At 45.2% G+C, this 16,462-nt stretch carries 20 protein-coding genes; 14 read left to right on the top strand and 6 right to left on the bottom strand.

Annotated elements, in window-relative coordinates; genetic code table 11:
- Positions 1-9: 9 nt before the first annotated feature.
- The 12 genes from wecB (at position 10) to AS034_RS16765 (ending at position 9,539) form a co-directional block, all read left to right on the top strand.
- Positions 10-1,158: a non-hydrolyzing UDP-N-acetylglucosamine 2-epimerase gene (gene wecB / locus AS034_RS16820; RefSeq protein WP_058299437.1), complete on the top strand. Its 1,149-nt coding sequence runs from the start codon at positions 10-12 to the stop codon at positions 1,156-1,158.
- A gap of 593 nt (positions 1,159-1,751) precedes the next feature.
- Positions 1,752-1,970 carry a hypothetical protein gene (locus AS034_RS16815; protein ID WP_058299436.1) on the top strand — a complete coding sequence of 73 codons (219 nt, stop codon included), beginning with the start codon at positions 1,752-1,754 and terminating at the stop codon, positions 1,968-1,970.
- 322 nt (positions 1,971-2,292) lie between these two features.
- On the top strand, positions 2,293-2,505 hold the full coding sequence (locus AS034_RS16810) for an AtpZ/AtpI family protein (protein WP_032086926.1): 213 nt from the start codon (positions 2,293-2,295) through the stop codon (positions 2,503-2,505).
- A gap of 14 nt (positions 2,506-2,519) precedes the next feature.
- Positions 2,520-2,894, top strand: coding sequence for an ATP synthase subunit I (locus AS034_RS16805; protein WP_058299435.1), 375 nt, complete (start codon positions 2,520-2,522; stop codon positions 2,892-2,894).
- A gap of 22 nt (positions 2,895-2,916) precedes the next feature.
- Positions 2,917-3,633: a F0F1 ATP synthase subunit A gene (atpB, locus tag AS034_RS16800; protein ID WP_058299434.1), complete on the top strand. Its 717-nt coding sequence runs from the start codon at positions 2,917-2,919 to the stop codon at positions 3,631-3,633.
- A gap of 74 nt (positions 3,634-3,707) precedes the next feature.
- Positions 3,708-3,920, top strand: coding sequence for a F0F1 ATP synthase subunit C (gene atpE, locus AS034_RS16795; RefSeq protein WP_032086923.1), 213 nt, complete (start codon positions 3,708-3,710; stop codon positions 3,918-3,920).
- A 146-nt stretch (positions 3,921-4,066) separates the two neighbouring features.
- Positions 4,067-4,588: a F0F1 ATP synthase subunit B gene (locus AS034_RS16790; protein ID WP_032086922.1), complete on the top strand. Its 522-nt coding sequence runs from the start codon at positions 4,067-4,069 to the stop codon at positions 4,586-4,588.
- The gene (locus AS034_RS16785; protein WP_058299433.1) at positions 4,585-5,121 is read left to right on the top strand and encodes a F0F1 ATP synthase subunit delta; all 537 of its coding nucleotides are present in this window, start codon (positions 4,585-4,587) and stop codon (positions 5,119-5,121) included. The genes AS034_RS16790 and AS034_RS16785 overlap by 4 nt, the downstream gene beginning before the upstream one ends.
- Before the next feature lie 27 nt (positions 5,122-5,148).
- A complete protein-coding gene (gene atpA, locus AS034_RS16780; RefSeq protein WP_058299432.1) occupies positions 5,149-6,657 on the top strand; it encodes a F0F1 ATP synthase subunit alpha in 1,509 nt (502 codons plus the stop codon).
- A gap of 121 nt (positions 6,658-6,778) precedes the next feature.
- Positions 6,779-7,636: a F0F1 ATP synthase subunit gamma gene (locus AS034_RS16775; RefSeq protein ID WP_032086919.1), complete on the top strand. Its 858-nt coding sequence runs from the start codon at positions 6,779-6,781 to the stop codon at positions 7,634-7,636.
- Positions 7,637-7,708: 72 nt separating this feature from the next.
- Positions 7,709-9,112: a F0F1 ATP synthase subunit beta gene (atpD, locus tag AS034_RS16770; protein WP_032086918.1), complete on the top strand. Its 1,404-nt coding sequence runs from the start codon at positions 7,709-7,711 to the stop codon at positions 9,110-9,112.
- Positions 9,113-9,134: 22 nt separating this feature from the next.
- Positions 9,135-9,539, top strand: coding sequence for a F0F1 ATP synthase subunit epsilon (locus tag AS034_RS16765; RefSeq protein WP_032086917.1), 405 nt, complete (start codon positions 9,135-9,137; stop codon positions 9,537-9,539).
- Between the two features lie 277 nt (positions 9,540-9,816).
- On the opposite strand, the gene AS034_RS16760 is transcribed toward AS034_RS16765, so the two are convergent.
- The 6 genes from AS034_RS16760 to AS034_RS16740 form a co-directional block, all read right to left on the bottom strand.
- Positions 9,817-10,692 carry an IS3 family transposase gene (locus tag AS034_RS16760; protein ID WP_244888194.1) on the bottom strand — a complete coding sequence of 292 codons (876 nt, stop codon included), beginning with the start codon at positions 10,690-10,692 and terminating at the stop codon, positions 9,817-9,819.
- An 11-nt stretch (positions 10,693-10,703) separates the two neighbouring features.
- Positions 10,704-10,994: a transposase gene (locus tag AS034_RS16755; RefSeq protein ID WP_058299431.1), complete on the bottom strand. Its 291-nt coding sequence runs from the start codon at positions 10,992-10,994 to the stop codon at positions 10,704-10,706.
- 417 nt (positions 10,995-11,411) lie between these two features.
- The gene (locus AS034_RS16750) at positions 11,412-12,080 is read right to left on the bottom strand and encodes a DUF2642 domain-containing protein (protein WP_074440047.1); all 669 of its coding nucleotides are present in this window, start codon (positions 12,078-12,080) and stop codon (positions 11,412-11,414) included.
- Between the two features lie 21 nt (positions 12,081-12,101).
- Positions 12,102-13,454 (bottom strand): arsenic transporter, encoded by a 1,353-nt coding sequence (locus AS034_RS16745; protein ID WP_058299430.1) that lies wholly within the window; start codon positions 13,452-13,454, stop codon positions 12,102-12,104.
- Entirely contained in the window at positions 13,444-13,605 is a 162-nt protein-coding gene (locus AS034_RS22815) for a hypothetical protein (protein ID WP_156416152.1), read from the bottom strand. The genes AS034_RS16745 and AS034_RS22815 overlap by 11 nt, the downstream gene beginning before the upstream one ends.
- A 136-nt stretch (positions 13,606-13,741) precedes the next feature.
- The gene (locus tag AS034_RS16740; protein WP_058299429.1) at positions 13,742-14,353 is read right to left on the bottom strand and encodes a hypothetical protein; all 612 of its coding nucleotides are present in this window, start codon (positions 14,351-14,353) and stop codon (positions 13,742-13,744) included.
- Between the two features lie 498 nt (positions 14,354-14,851).
- Here AS034_RS16740 and AS034_RS16735 point away from each other — a divergent pair, with 498 nt between their 5' ends.
- Complete coding sequence (locus AS034_RS16735; protein ID WP_032086914.1) at positions 14,852-15,088, top strand: DUF1146 family protein; 237 nt, start codon at positions 14,852-14,854, stop codon at positions 15,086-15,088.
- 621 nt (positions 15,089-15,709) lie between these two features.
- On the top strand, positions 15,710-16,459 hold the full coding sequence (locus tag AS034_RS16725) for a YwmB family TATA-box binding protein (protein ID WP_058299427.1): 750 nt from the start codon (positions 15,710-15,712) through the stop codon (positions 16,457-16,459).
- The last annotated feature ends 3 nt before the right edge of the window (positions 16,460-16,462 follow it).

Raw genomic sequence — 16,462 nt, 5'->3', positions numbered from 1 at the left:
TGTGAAAGCATGAGTACTCCCATTAAGGTAATGACGATTTTCGGAACAAGGCCGGAAGCAATCAAGATGGCTCCGCTCGTTCTTGAATTAAAAAAATACCCGGAAAGCTTTGAAACGATTGTGACCGTTACGGCACAGCACCGTGAAATGCTTGACCAAGTACTTTCAATCTTTGACATCACGCCAGATTACGACTTGAACATCATGAAAGACCGCCAGACATTGATTGATGTAACTACACGCGGGCTTGAGGGCCTTGATAAGATCATGAAGGAAGCAAAGCCTGATATCGTTCTTGTACATGGTGATACAACGACTACATTCGTTGCCAGTCTTGCAGCATTCTATAACCAGATTTCAGTCGGACACGTCGAAGCAGGTCTTCGTACGTGGAATAAGTACTCTCCATTCCCTGAGGAAATGAACAGACAGCTGACTGGTGTCATGGCTGATCTTCACTTCGCTCCTACTGAAAAGTCGGCTGAAAACCTGCTGAATGAAAGCAAGAAGGAAGACGGCATCTTCATCACAGGGAATACAGCGATTGATGCGCTGAAAACGACGGTTAAGGATGAGTACAAGCATGAGGTTCTTGAGAAGGTTGGGGACGACCGTCTTGTTTTATTGACTGCTCACCGCCGTGAAAATCTCGGCCAGCCGATGAGAAACATGTTCCGTGCGATCAAGCGTTTAGTGGAAGAACATGATGATATTCAAGTTGTGTATCCTGTTCACTTGAATCCTGCCGTCCGTGAAGTGGCGGATGAAGTACTGGGCAATGACAGCCGCATCCATTTGATCGAACCGCTTGACGTCATCGATTTCCATAACTTCGCTTCAAGGGCGCACTTGATCCTGACTGATTCAGGCGGTGTGCAGGAAGAGGCTCCTTCACTTGGTGTTCCGGTCCTTGTCCTTCGTGACACGACTGAGCGTCCGGAAGGAATCGAAGCCGGCACGCTGAAGCTTGCAGGAAACGAAGAAGAAAACATCTACAAGCTGGCAAAAGAGCTGCTGACAGACGAGCAGGCTCACAGCGAGATGTCCAAAGCGACAAATCCATACGGCGATGGACAGGCATCCTACCGAATTGCCCAGGCGATCCGCTACCAATTCGGCCAGCTGGATGAGCGTCCAAACTCGTTCAAGCCGGAATAACCTATATGAAAGCCCGTCCCCCACTGCAATTAAGCAGTGGGGGACGGGCTTTGTCTTATTTGCGAGAAAATATAGGAGGGGATTCTAAAAAAGTTAACTTTCTATCAAATCTCTTTGAAAAATAAGCTTGGCTAAGTGATTTTTTGAAAAAAGCTGTAGGTTTCAATGAGTTTATGAGGATTTAAAGGGGAAAAAGGTGTATTTTAACAGAGATCAGGGAGGCAGCCGCTTAAATATAATCCATTCTGAGAATATACGATCCAATTCCTCGATTTATGATCCCAAATCAAAATATATGATCCTGATCTCGGATTTACGATCCTAAATCAAAATATACGATCCTAATCTCGGATTTATGATCTTATAAGAATCATTCTAATCTGGACAAGGCAATCTAATCGCCCTGCAACTTGATCCGCAGGAAAAACAGCGATACAGGCGTATCAATAGGTATATGGATATATTTACATTAAAATGCAGGGTTTCTCGCGGGTGGCGGTTACTTTATAATGGAAGATGTGCGAAGAAGAGAGTCAAGTTTTTTGCTCAGCTGTGTCTGGTGTTAAATTTTACATATAATGTGGTGAACGGTTATGTCGAGGGGTACCCGCATTTTAGGTCGGTGTCTGGATCTGCCTGACTGGGCCAGCTCCGCTTTTCCAAGCGGTGTCCAGCTCCAGGGCTTAGAGGCACAGGTCATAAGCCAAACCGACCAAGAAGGCAAAGAGCGCCTTCACGGCCGATTCATCTTATGCTTTTGGGGGCTGATCAAGACGCCTCCGCATTTCGGATTGTCCAGCTCCGGCGGCTAGAGGCCCATGTCATAAGTCAAACCGGACCAAAAGGCAAAGAACGCCTTTCAGCCCGGTTCGCCTTATGCCACACGCCTCTGAGCAAGCCGCCTCCGCTTTTCTGACAAATGTGTAAAAAATGTGAACTTTCGACATACACGTGGCAAGGTTGTGAACTTTTTAACTTGAACTCATTGACATAGAATATGCCCTATTGTATGCTTACAAAGGATGTAAAATGATAAGGTTTTCACAACTTTCGAAACCTTGTAAACTCTGATTTCCTTCCATTTTACACAGCTTGCCTCACGTTCAAATTTCTTTTTGAATAGGAAGGGTTGAAATGGGTCAAAAAAATCAAAGCCCGTATAAGGCGATGGCGATTTATTCAGCGATTTTGTCGCAGCTTGTCGGCTCCATATTAGTGGGGATTTTTCTGGGCAGGTGGATTGACCAGCAAGCAGACTCTGCACCACTCTTTTTAATCATCGGATTACTTCTCGGGTTAGCGACGGGGATTTATGCGATGCTTCGTACCTTACGACATTTATCTTAGGAGAATATTAAGATATGCCGGAACTCCATCAAATGTTTAATAGACAGCGGAAGTACATAATTTGTTTGCTGGCTATTTACGTCCTGGGTTGGGGATTTACCGACCACAAATCAGTATTTTTAGGGTTGACGCTAGGAACGGCTTTGAGCCTGTATATGCACTGGGGCATGACGAAGAGAGTCAGCAAGTTCGGCGAGGCAGTGGTCCAGGGGAAGAAAGTGAGGTCCCTCGGAACGACGTCGCGGATGGCTGCAGCGGCCCTTGGCGTGATCATCGTGACCCGCTATCCAGAAATGTTTCATCTCCTAAGTCTAATTATTGGATTAATGACAGCTTACATTGTCATTATGATAGATTATTTTTTCAGCAGTTTCAAAATAAACAAATAGCGGGGAAGAGAGGTGAAGTATTTTGAATCATGAAGCACCTTTAGCCGATTTTATGGGCCTTACGTTCAACCTGGCCAACGTGATGATGATCACGATAGCATCTGCCATTGTGTTTCTCATCGCAGTTATTTCGACACGACGCTTAGCCCTTAAGCCTACCGGGATGCAGAACTTTTTCGAGTGGGTCATGGACTTTGTGAAAGGAATCATCAAGAGCAACATGGACTGGAAAACGGGTGGACGTTTTCATATCCTCGGGCTCACAATCATTATGTATATCTTTGTATCAAACATGCTGGGTCTTCCGTTCTCAGTTGTGTATGATCACGAACTATGGTGGAAATCACCAACAGCCGATCCGGCGGTCACATTGACTCTGGCGGTTATGATCGTGGCGCTGTCCCATTTCTATGGAATCAGGATGAAAGGGTTCGGTGCATACGGTAAGGACACCTTTTTCTCACCTATGTGGTGGCTATTCCCGTTGAAAGTCATTGAGGAGTTTGCAAACACTCTTACATTGGGTCTTCGTCTTTACGGGAACATCTATGCCGGTGAAATCCTGCTGGCACTTATCGCAGGCATGGCCGTTAACGGCGGTATCGGCGGTACAATCGGAGCCATCGCTCCAATGCTTGCTTGGCAAGGGTTCTCGATTTTCATCGGGGCAATCCAGGCTTTCATTTTCTGTATGTTAACGATGGTCTATCTATCTCATAAAGTTAGTCATGACCATTAATATATACCTGTTCATTCCAATGGACAAACATATATAAAAAAATATTTTCTTATAAATTAAGGAGGAACTTTAGAATGAGTCTTATCGCAGCAGCAATCGCAGTTGGTTTAGCAGCACTAGGAGCTGGTATTGGTAACGGTCTTATCGTAGGTCGTACAGTAGAAGGAATTGCACGTCAACCGGAATTAAGAGGTACACTTCAAACAACAATGTTCATCGGTATCGCACTAGTTGAGGCACTTCCGATCATCGGTGTAGTTATTGCCTTCATCGCTCTTGGAAGCTAATAGAACCGGCTTAATGTTAAATGGCGGAGTTTCGTCTTGACGATTATCTTCGCCATTCCTGTGTACTGAAAATTTTTTTGCAAGTATAGATTGTTCCATTTTATAAAAATAAGATCCGATCGATTCTTGAAGGGAGTGAATCGAGTATGTTAACGAACGCATTCGTTTTAGGTGCAGGCGGCGGACAATTCAACAGCGGGGATATCGTATTTCAGCTGATTATGTTCCTTATCCTTATGGCGCTTCTTAAGAAATTTGCCTGGGGACCGTTAATGGGAATCATGCAGCAGCGTGAAGACCATATCGCCGGTGAAATCACAGCGGCTGAAGCAAGCCGTGAAGAAGCAAACAAGATTCTTGAGGAGCAGCGTCAACTTCTTAAAGAAGCACGCACAGAAGCTCAAGCTATGATCGAGAATTCTAAAAAGCAAGGCGTGGAGCAGCGTGAAGAAATCATCGCTTCTGCCCGCCAGGAAGCTGAACGCTTGAAGGAATCTGCGAAGCGCGAGATCGAAACGCAGAAAGAACAAGCGGTTGCGGCACTTCAGAAACAAGTTGCATCACTATCCGTACTTATTGCTTCTAAGGTCATCGAGAAAGAACTTTCTGCCGACGATCAACAGAAGTTAATCAATGATTATATTCAAGAGGTAGGGGAAGAGCGATGAGCTACTCTACAGTTGCAAAGCGCTATGCGTTAGCTCTTTTCGATATTGCCAAAGAACATAATCAGCTTGAAGCGATCGAAGAGGAGCTGCGTACAGTAAGAGCGGTTTTCTTGGAGAACAGGGAGCTTAACGCTCTTTTCGAGAATCCGAAGTTTACGCTGGCGAAGAAGAAATCCATCATCCAGGAAGCTTTTCAAACGGCTTCTCCGTTTGTCATAAACACTCTGATGATCATGACGGACCGTCACCGTACGGGCGAGATCACAGGTCTTGTTGAGGCATACATCGAATTAACCAATGAAGCACGCGGAATCGCAGATGCGACTGTGTACTCCGTGCGTCCATTGTCAGAAGATGAGAAGTCAGCACTATCATCTTCTTTTGCTAAAAAAGTCGGAAAACAATCATTAAGAATTACCAATGTGACAGACGAAAATTTACTGGGCGGCATCAAGGTTCAAATCGGAACCCGCATTTATGATGGCAGCCTCCAAGGTAAATTGACTCGTCTTGAGCGTGAACTAATTCGTTAACTTTCGTATAAATGAGGGGTGAAATTCATGAGCATCAAGGCGGAAGAAATCAGCGCGCTGATAAAAAAGCAAATTGAAAACTACCAGTCTGAGATGAAAGTAAGCGACGTAGGTACAGTTATCCAAATCGGTGACGGTATCGCTCGTGCTCATGGCCTCGACAATGTCATGGCTGGAGAGCTTGTTGAATTTTCTAACGGTGTCATGGGTATGGCACAGAACTTAGAAGAAAACAACGTCGGTATCATCATTCTCGGACCATTCAGTGACATTCGTGAAGGCGATGAGGTTCGTCGTACTGGACGCATCATGGAAGTTCCAGTAGGAGAAGAACTGGTAGGTCGTGTAGTAAACTCACTTGGACAACCAGTCGACGGGTTAGGCCCGATTGCAACAACTAAAACACGTCCAATTGAAAGCGGAGCACCTGGTGTTATGGATCGTAAATCCGTACACGAGCCGCTTCAAACAGGTATCAAGGCGATCGACGCTCTAGTGCCAATCGGCCGCGGTCAACGTGAATTGATCATCGGAGACCGTCAAACAGGTAAAACATCTGTTGCGATCGACTCCATCTTGAACCAGAAAGATCAAGACATGATCTGTATCTATGTTGCGATCGGACAAAAAGAATCAACTGTACGTAACGCAGTTGAAACATTGCGTAAGCACGGTGCCCTTGATTACACAATCGTTGTAACGGCATCTGCAGCATCACCAGCTCCAATGCTATTCTTGGCACCTTACGCTGGTATCACAATGGGTGAAGAGTTCATGCATAACGGCAAGCACGTTCTTGTTGTTTATGATGATCTTTCCAAGCAGGCTTCTGCTTACCGTGAGCTTTCCCTATTATTACGCCGTCCTCCAGGCCGTGAAGCATTCCCTGGTGACGTATTCTACTTGCACTCCCGTTTACTTGAGCGTGCAGCGAAATTGAGTGATGCAAAAGGCGGCGGTTCCATCACAGCATTGCCATTCGTAGAAACACAAGCAGGAGATATCTCCGCTTATATCCCAACAAACGTTATCTCCATCACAGACGGACAGATCTTCTTGCAGTCTGACCTGTTCTTCTCCGGTGTACGTCCGGCGATCAACGCAGGTTTATCCGTATCACGTGTTGGGGGATCCGCACAGATCAAAGCGATGAAGAAGGTTTCCGGTACACTGCGTCTTGACCTTGCAGCATACCGTGAGCTTGAAGCATTTGCTCAGTTCGGATCAGATCTTGATGCAGCGACACAAGCGAAATTAAATCGTGGTGCGCGTACAGTAGAAGTACTGAAGCAGGATCTTAACAAACCGCTTAAAGTCGAAAAACAAGTCATGATCCTTTATGCATTGACTAAAGGTCATTTAGACGATATTCCAGTAACAGACATTCGCCGTTTCGAAGGTGAATTCCTAAGCTGGCTGGATCACAACCATGCAGAACTGTTAGACCAAATCCGCACGACGAAAGGTCTTCCTGAAGACGAGGCAATGGTTGCAGCGATCTCTGAATTCAAGAAGACATTCATCAAGTCCGAGTAAGGATAAGAGGCCATTTTTTTAAAAAAACAGGCTTTCGACCACAGGGGTCCGGGCCGCGTGCATTACCGGTTAATGCCGCGCCCCCCTGTGTCTAACAATATGTAAAGGGTGGTGAGAACCAGTGGCATCGTTACGCGATATACAAACTCGTATTACTTCTACCAAAAAGACTAGTCAGATCACAAAAGCAATGGAAATGGTATCTGCTTCCAAATTGAATCGTGCTGAGTCGAATGCGAAATCATTCGTCCCTTACATGAACAAGATCCAGGAAGTGGTCACGTCCGTTGCGGCAGGTAGTCAAGGTGTAAGGAATCCGATGCTAGTCTCCCGCCCCGTTAAAAAGACCGGGTACCTGTTAATCACTTCAGACCGCGGTTTGGCGGGGGCTTATAACAGTAACGTAATCCGTGCTGTAAGCAATCGAATTAAAGAGCGTCACAGCTCGAATGATGAATTTGCCATTATCGCTCTTGGCCGTGTTGGAGCCGACTTTTTCCGTAAAAAAGGCTTTAATGTCATCGAATCTGTCGTTGGTCTTCCGGATCAGCCGAGTTTCGCGGATGTTAAAGACATCGCTAACAAAGCGGTTGGTATGTTCTCTGCAGAGGCATACGATGAACTTTACCTGTTCTACAACCACTATGTAAGTGCCATCCAGCAGGATGTCACGGAGAAAAAAGTTCTTCCATTAACGGATCTTAATACTTCCGGCAAGCTTGTTTCCTATGAATTCGAGCCGTCTCCGGAAGAAATCCTTGAAGTACTGCTTCCTCAATACGCTGAAAGCTTGATTTACGGTGCACTTCTTGACGGTAAAGCAAGTGAGCATGCCGCTCGTATGACAGCGATGAGAAACGCAACAGATAATGCGAAAGAACTCATCAGCAATCTTACACTGAAATACAACCGTGCACGTCAGGCTGCGATCACTCAGGAAATCACTGAGATCGTCGGCGGGGCAGCTGCACTCGAATAGAACTTCATCGGTCTGTGATGACCGTCAATTTTTTATAAAGTTTTTGTTAAAAGCCAGTTAGGAGGGAAAGAGATGAACAAAGGACACGTTCTTCAAGTAATGGGTCCAGTTGTTGATGTCAAGTTCGCCAGCGGGCAGCTTCCAGATATCTACAACTCTTTAAAGGTCCAAATTGCAGATAGAGCTGAACTTACATTAGAGGTTGCCCTTCACCTAGGTGATGATTCTGTACGTACGATCGCGATGGCTTCAACGGACGGGTTGCAGCGTGGAGCAGACGTACTCGATACAGGAGCACCAATCTCTGTACCAGTAGGGGATGTAACGTTAGGTCGTGTATTCAACGTCCTTGGTGAATCAATCGATTTAGACGAGCCGCTTACAGAAGGCATCCGTCGCGATCCGATCCACAGACAAGCACCTACATTCGATCAACTTTCCACGGAAGTTGAGATTCTTGAAACAGGTATTAAAGTAGTAGACTTACTTGCTCCTTATATCAAGGGTGGTAAGATCGGTCTATTCGGTGGTGCCGGTGTAGGTAAAACCGTATTAATCCAGGAGCTTATCAACAACATCGCTCAAGAGCACGGCGGTATCTCGGTATTCGCAGGTGTAGGAGAGCGTACGCGTGAAGGTAATGACCTTTACCACGAGATGAGCGACTCCGGAGTTATCAAGAAAACAGCGATGGTATTCGGACAAATGAACGAGCCGCCTGGTGCACGTATGCGTGTTGCCTTGACGGGTCTTACAATGGCTGAGTACTTCCGTGATGAGCAAGGACAGGACGTACTTCTGTTCATCGATAACATCTTCCGTTTCACGCAAGCAGGTTCTGAGGTATCAGCCCTTCTAGGCCGTATGCCATCAGCCGTTGGTTACCAGCCGACACTTGCTACTGAAATGGGTCAATTGCAAGAGCGTATCACGTCTACAAACGTCGGTTCCGTTACATCGATCCAAGCGATCTATGTACCTGCCGATGACTACACGGATCCGGCTCCTGCAACAACATTCGCTCACTTAGATGCAACAACGAACCTTGAGCGTAAACTTTCTGAGATGGGTATCTACCCTGCGGTGGATCCACTTGCGTCAACTTCACGTGCGCTTTCTCCTGACATCGTCGGAGAAGAACACTATGATGTGGCACGTAGCGTACAGCAGACATTGCAGCGTTACAGAGAGCTTCAAGATATCATCGCGATCCTTGGAATGGACGAACTTTCAGATGACGATAAGCTGACGGTTGCACGTGCACGCCGCGTACAATTCTTCTTATCTCAAAACTTCCACGTTGCTGAACAGTTCACAGGACAAAAAGGATCTTACGTAGAAGTGAAAGACACGGTTAAAGGATTCAAAGATATCCTTGCCGGTAAATACGACCACATTCCTGAAGATGCTTTCCGTCTTGTAGGTCCGATCGAGGACGTACTGAAAGCAGCTAAAGAAATGGGCGTAGAGGTATAATCAGGGACCAGGAGGGAAGAAAATGAAGACATTAAAAGTCAATATTGTCACTCCCGATGGCCCAGTGTACGATTCAGAAGTGGAAATGGTGAGCACGAAAGCTCAAAGCGGTGAGCTTGGAATCTTACCTGGACACATTCCGATGGTTGCTCCACTACAAATCGGTGCTGTACGCCTCAAAAAAGGCGGTAACACTGAGCTTGTAGCTGTCAGCGGAGGATTCCTCGAGGTCCGCCCTGAACAGGTGACAATTCTAGCACAGTCTGCCGAAACGGCAGAAGCTATCGACGTACAACGCGCCAAAGAAGCAAAAGGCCGTGCCGAAAACCGCATGCAGGCACAAAAGGATGACGTAGACTTCCGCCGTGCCGAACTTGCCCTTAAGCGTGCCATGAACAGAATCAACGTTTCCGAACGTAATTTCTAATAATGGAGAAACACCCTTTCCTTTTTGGAGAGGGTGTTTTTTTGTTTTGGGATTTGGTTGTGGACTTAAGTGTAGGGCTAGAGACTTGGATTACGGCGATTTTATGGATTTGATAATAAATGTGGCGGTTTTGATAATATTGGTCTTCTGTCAAGAAAGTGGACATTACTAAATGAGAATTTTATGTCCTGAATTCCTACCGCACTTCGTTTGGTGGGGCATGAAAAACGATCAATCCAACACCAGGATTGCTCCTCTTTCACGCCAAATGGTTCATTTATGATATCTTCTCTGAGATTGACAGATGGTAATTTCGTTCAAAGTTGTTCGGAGAAAGATACCCAAGTGTCGAGTGCTTTCTTCGTTCGTTGTATCGGCTGGAAATGTAGTAGTTAATCGCTCTCGAAGCTTCAGCCCTGGTGTTGAATCGGAAGCGATAAATGAGTTCTTTTTTAATCGTCGCATGAAAGGATTCGATGCACGCGTTATCATACGGGTCTCCTTTTTTACTCATGCTAATTTCGATGCCAGCTTCTTGTAGTGCTTCCGTATAATTCTTTGAACAGTATTGAGTTCCTCGGTCTGAATGATGAATGAGGCCTTCAGGAGGTCGTCTTGTCGTTTTGGCCATCTCCAATGCAGCCAAAGTAAGCTCCTTTTTCATTGACGGCCCGAGACTCCACCCTATGATTTTTCGGGAAAACAAGTCCATGATCGACGCTAAATACATCCAGCCTTCAAGGGTACGTACATATGTGATGTCAGCTACCCATACCGTATTTGGACTGTCTACATTGAAGTTTCTCTTAACCAGGTTTGGATAGATCGCTAGATCGTGATTGGAGTCTGTCGTCACGACATACTTTACTTCCGGTGTAGCTTTTAGGCCCATTTCATGCATATATCTGGCGACTGTCTTTTGGGACACGGTGTATCCCCATTCAATCAAATCGTCATGTACCCGGGGACTTCCGTACGTCCCCAGGCTCTCATGGAAAGACTTCTTTATTTTTTGTTTCAATTCATTCTTTCTTTTTTCTCGATCTGTTTCACCACGACAATGTTTTGACTGCCACTTATAATAACCGCTGGAGGAGACCCCGAGTACGTTACACATCTTCAAAATGGGGTGTTCATCTTTATGAGCCTCAATGAATTCATACTTTACTTGGGCTTTTTCGTGAAGATGTGCATCGCCTTTTTTAAGATTTCGTTCTCCTCTTGAAGAGCATTCATCTCTTTTTCATGTTGTTTTTTCAGTTTCTCAAGCTCTGAAGGGGTAATGTATTCTTTTGACTGACCGGCAGTTTTTTTCTCTTTATAGTGTTTGACCCAGCGCTGGATCGAAGAGTATGGAATTTCTAGCTCATGAGCTAAATCTGTAGCCTTTTTATCTTCTTCTACAATCATCTTGGCTACATATTCCCGATACTCATTTGGATGATGTTTTCCCATAGTGAACACGTCCTTTTTAATGATAGTTATAGTGTACGAATTATCATTTTGGTGTGTCCACTTTTTAGACTAACTTTAATATATCTCTGTTTTTGATAATATAATTGGATTTTTGATAATAAGTTAGTCATTTTTGATAATATATGGTCAGGCAGGGCGGATGGGGATATGATTATGGCTGGTTGAGAGCTGGAACGGCGGTGTTTTGGATGCAAAATCCCTGAAATGGACAGAAAACAGGACTAATTTTAATAAAATAAGCCGAATATTTGTCGGAAATGACGCGATAATAATAACCCGCGCGAACCGATCATCCCCCCGCGACCCCTCAGCCCCAAGAAAGGGACACCAATCAAAACGTTAAGGTCCGTCCTTCTGCACATTAGTGCACAAAAGAACGGGCCTTACCAAAAGGAATCAAGGCTGATGCACGCTCTGTATATGCTGAAGGTTCAAATAGACCGTGCTGCCTTTTGCAGTGATGAGCTGGATGATGTTGCTTTCGACTTTTTCTATTTTCCCGATTGATTCTGCTTGGAGTCCGAGGTTGAAGACGACGAGGTTTCCGGTCAGTTTTTCAAGCTGGATTTCATAGGTCCTGGCGAGCGACAGCTGGCTCGGATTGACCGGCAGTTTATCCTTTCCGAGCGCATATGGAGAATGCGATCCCGAATAGGGGGTGAGCCATTTCAGGTGCTGCAGGGAGATGTACATCGTTTTGTAGACAGGCGAGTAGAAGGTAAAGTAATTGTTCATGATGCTTGTGATGTAGCCGTGAATGGATTGATTGCCCGTCAGGTAGATCTCGATGAACACCCCTTTGGCCGAGGTGAGGATTTTCCGGAGGGCAAGCTCGTCCTCCTGCTCAAGCTGCGGCCCGCTCGTGGGTTCTGCAATATCGAGTTCATCCACCGACACGACGCGAAGTGACCGGATATGGATACTCGATACATAAATATAATCTTCCCCGTTGAAGATGATCAGCACTTCGCTTCCGACATCGATTAGATAGCCGCTGACCTCTTTTTTACCGGTAAGCTCGACGGTCACTGCCTTTCCAATGAATGATGAATATGCTTTTTTCAAGTTTTCTACACTCCTTCCTTATTAAAATAACAGTTCGACCCAAAGATACAGACTCAGCAGGCTGACAATCAGGCCGATCGGCACGACGACGATCGTGACTCTCAAGTATCGGGCCCACGAGATTGAAACACCGTTTGTTTTTAAAATGTACATCCAGATCAAGGTTGCAAGTGTTCCGACGGGGGTCAGGAGCGCACCGATATCACTTCCGATGACGTTCGCAAGGTATGCAATCTGAAGCGTATGCGGGTCAAGGCCCATCTCGGTGATCGACAATGTCCCGATCATCACGGCCGGCAGGTTATTGAAGAGGTTTGAGGCCGCGGTCAGAAAGAGTCCCATGATCAGACTTGCATTGAGAGGCTGTCCAACAATCAGGTCCTTGAACTGGGCTACGATGAAATCATTCAGTCCGACATTTTTCAAACCATAGACGAGTACGTACATATTGAAAGCGAACAACAGGATGTGCCACGGTGTCTTTTTAAAAATATCCACGATTCCCGTTTGTGTTCGGAACCAGCGCACGAGTATAAGGATGGCTGCCCCGGTGAGGCCGATGACTTCGAGCGGGATCCCGAATGGTGTCAGGGCAAAGAATGCTGCACGCGTCAGGACGACGATCGCAAGGCATGCTTTGATCAGCCCCCAATCGACTTCCTTCTCGTTACCCGAGGAAGAGAGAGGGTGGGTGTAGGAATATTTTTGAGCCTGCGTTTTCCATTTGACCGAGACTTCCAGGATTTTATTGGGGATGTCTTTTTTAAAATAAACGAAGAGCAGGATGGCAATGACGAAGATCCCGATCATCGATGGGACGAACATCATTTCGATATAGTCCTGCAGGCTGAGCCCGACAATCTTAAGGGCGATCAGGTTTGAGATGTTACTGACGGCAATCGGTGCACTTGCTGCGGTCGCGATTAAAGCACCCGATAATAGGTAGGGGATTTTCTGGTGGTTTTTCAACTTTAAGAGTGACGTGATGTGAATGATGATGGGGGTGGTGATCAGGATGCTGCCATCATTGTTAAAGAACATCGTCATCATGAAGCACAGTAAGATGACGTAAAGATAAAGTCTTCTGCCGGAACCCCGTGACCGGTTGACGATATTGGCGGCGACGATTTTAAAAAAACCGATGCTTTCGAGCACGACCGACATCATGATCGTGGATATAATGGTAAGGGAAGCTCCGCTGACGATGGAGAAGATATTCAGGACATCCGAAAGCGGCACTATGCCGATCAGCAGCACAAGCGCTGCACCGATCGTGGTCGGAACCGTTTCGTTCACGTTGAACGGCCGCCACAGCATGACGATGATGGTGACGGAAAAGATGAGCACCATCAACATGAATGTGCTATCGTACATGCTGGTTCGCCTCTTTTATATAAGAAGGCAGAGGTGGTGCGTCGACGGGGCGTTCTCCGTACGGTTTGTCCTTTTTCGCTTCAGCAGAAGCAGATATGAAAAATAAATAAAACAAGCTTCCCAATACAATGAAATAGATGGTCATCAACAACATGTATCCTCCTCTCTGATATTCGATGAACAAAGGGTACCCGGCGTCTTTACTCTAAGATGAAGACTAACGCCGGGATTCATGCTGCTGCCCTTTGTTAACGATTAGAAGCATGAGTGAAGCAACCTGTCCGCTTTTAGAAATCCAAAGCTTCGATTTCGTAATAGTAGCGGTTAAGGTTTCTCTTGTTGTCGCTGTTGGAGTTCTTAGAGTTTTTGAAGTTACCGCTATTGTTGGAATTTGATTTGTTTTCAGAGGAGGATTGTTTTGAATTGCTGCTTTCCCCGCTGTCTTCAGCCTTATTTTCTTCTTTCTCTTCTTCTTTCTTCTTCACGGAAACAGCTACGCTCTTGACATGGTAAGAAGCAAGGCGGATGACTTCTTCTTTCAAGATGAGCGTGATATAATCCCCGTTTGCATCTTCCAGGACGCCCTCGATTTTCTCAGGCCCTCCGCGGTTAATGGTCACCCATTGATGCTTAAGTTCCCCAAGCATGGATGTGAAATCACCGGCGCTGCTCCATACCAGTGACTCAGAGCCTTCGCTTTCAAAATCGATGCCCTGTTTTGCATTTTCGGTAATACTCTTCACATGCTGGAAAGCAATATAAAGGACGCCTTCCTCTTTTGTCTGAAGGACGAAGTAATCGTCACCTGAAGATAACAATAGACCTGTCCGAGCTTCAGGACCACCACGGTTGATCTTAACGACTTTGCCGACCATACTCGACATTAACACTTTGTTCATACACTATTCCCTCCTGAATATAATAAACATTTACAATACATGTATATGTGTCATACCGTGACAAGGTACTAAGAAGATAGCCCTTTTTACTAGAGTAATAGTGGCAAAAACCCTGATTTAACAAGGAAATCCTGGAGGTTGTTCACAAATCCACTAGGTATATGCACCTTAATGCTAGAGAGAAAATGAAGAGTGGGTGAATCTACTAAATCAACCGCCTAAAAATGATAGGGAAGGGGATATATTAACAAGAGTTTTGAGGATCACTTTGGTAACGTGGTAAAGGCCCGTCCTTTAGCGCGTTAATTTAGCGTTGAACAGCTATCGGGGAAAATGACAGAGGCTTCAGTGAAGAGTCTACATAATAATAATGAAAGAAAGCGGATTATGTTAAAAAATAGTTTGTCCACACAAAAAAATTTCATATTAACTTAGAAATGATTGTGGTAAAATGAACTATGTGTGTGTAGAATTATTTATCGATTGGAGAGAAGCACTATGATGGACAGCTTCAGCCAGCAGGCATTAGTCAGCATGCTCGTTCATATATTTGTGTTCGGGGTGACATTTTGGGCACTGCAGGCGATCCAGCTTGATAAACTGCTGAAAAAGAACCGCGTCGCACAGGCAAGACTGCTTTTCATCCTGCTGACGATCGCGATCGGCTCCTCCGTAAGCCGATTCCTGCTCGATTATTATCTGTGGTCACAGCAGCTGCCGGCGTTCTTTCAATAAGGCTATCGTCACCGTTACATACTGATTGGTGCCGCATGATAAGAAGATCGAACGGGTGGAACCAAACATCTTACAAAATCAAGACAAAATGTTTACAAAAAATAGGACTTCCTGCATGTTTCCATTAGGACCTGTTTTGAGTAAGATTAATTTTGTATTTGCATGTTTGTGAAAAAGTTTCATTGTGAATCCGTTTTCATACATAAGCCTGTTCACGCCTGCCGGAGGAGTAAAGAATACCGTTTCCCCTCCTATCTGCGTGCGACGGGTTAAATTGTGAAAAAGGTTCAAACCGCTTGCACACGTAATCATCTGAAAATTCTTCACACGATGCAAGACAACAACGTTGAAAATGTTTTTTAATGATTACACCTGTATCCAGCTATTGATTGGAGTTCAAAACGAAGACTCCTGCAGGAAAAGCGAGACAGGTGAGACCCCGCAGGAGCATGAGCGACGAGGAGGCTCACCGGCCGCCCGCGGAAAGCGTAGTTTTGAACGGAAATCAATAGCGGTGTTCGCACTTACCCCACAACAAAAAATTGTAAAAAGATGACGACATTTTCGAAGTATGTTCTCCCCGTATAAGGAAAGACTTTTACCTAAGGGGAGGAATGGAAAATGAGACGGTATTTTTACATTTTGTTAATCTTTTTTGTTGGAATAGGTTTCCTGCCTATCATAAATGGGAAGAACACTATCGAAGCCAATCAATTATTGGACATCGAAAAGCTTGATCACGCCATTTCTCAAACGAACGGTGAAGTAAATGAATGGTCTCTATATGCAAGAGAAAATGTAAAAAGCTTCACGAATAAAGGATTTGCCCAATATAGTAAGAATATGCAAGAAACTTTTTCTGATTTCAACTGGTCCACTGAAGAGAAGGCTGAAGAGGTAATTGTTGTGGGATCGCGCAAGACCTCCCACGGGGAAGAAACAATTAAACTGCAGCGCACCCTCGGAAACGGACATTCCATTTCGTACGTTATGTATGAGATCCGTGGAAATCAGGAATCGATGGGAGAAAAGACATCGCAGTATCTAAAAAAACAGTTTATCCCAAACATGGAAATCATTTTTACTTCTAAACCTTTGATTTTCTCTTGTATAAAAGGCGAATTCAATGATACGCTTGAGAAAGTTTTGTCGAATCAGGCCGTCGAAATGATGTCGATTCTTGACGCAACCGAAACGGAGTCGCTGGAAGAAGAAGACTTCCATTCCGTTTCCGCCTACTCGAAGCAAATGTCACGGTCAATACCAACAAAAAATAACGAAATGAACATACAACTAGGTCTACGGAAAAGCGGAATGGGCACCAAGACAACCTTTGTTCTTGGCACACCCATCCTGACGATTGAATATTAATAT

The organism is [Bacillus] enclensis, assembly GCF_001456935.1.
Lineage (GTDB): Bacteria > Bacillota > Bacilli > Bacillales > Bacillaceae_B > Rossellomorea > Rossellomorea enclensis.
This window is presented reverse-complemented; position numbering and strand designations above follow the sequence as displayed.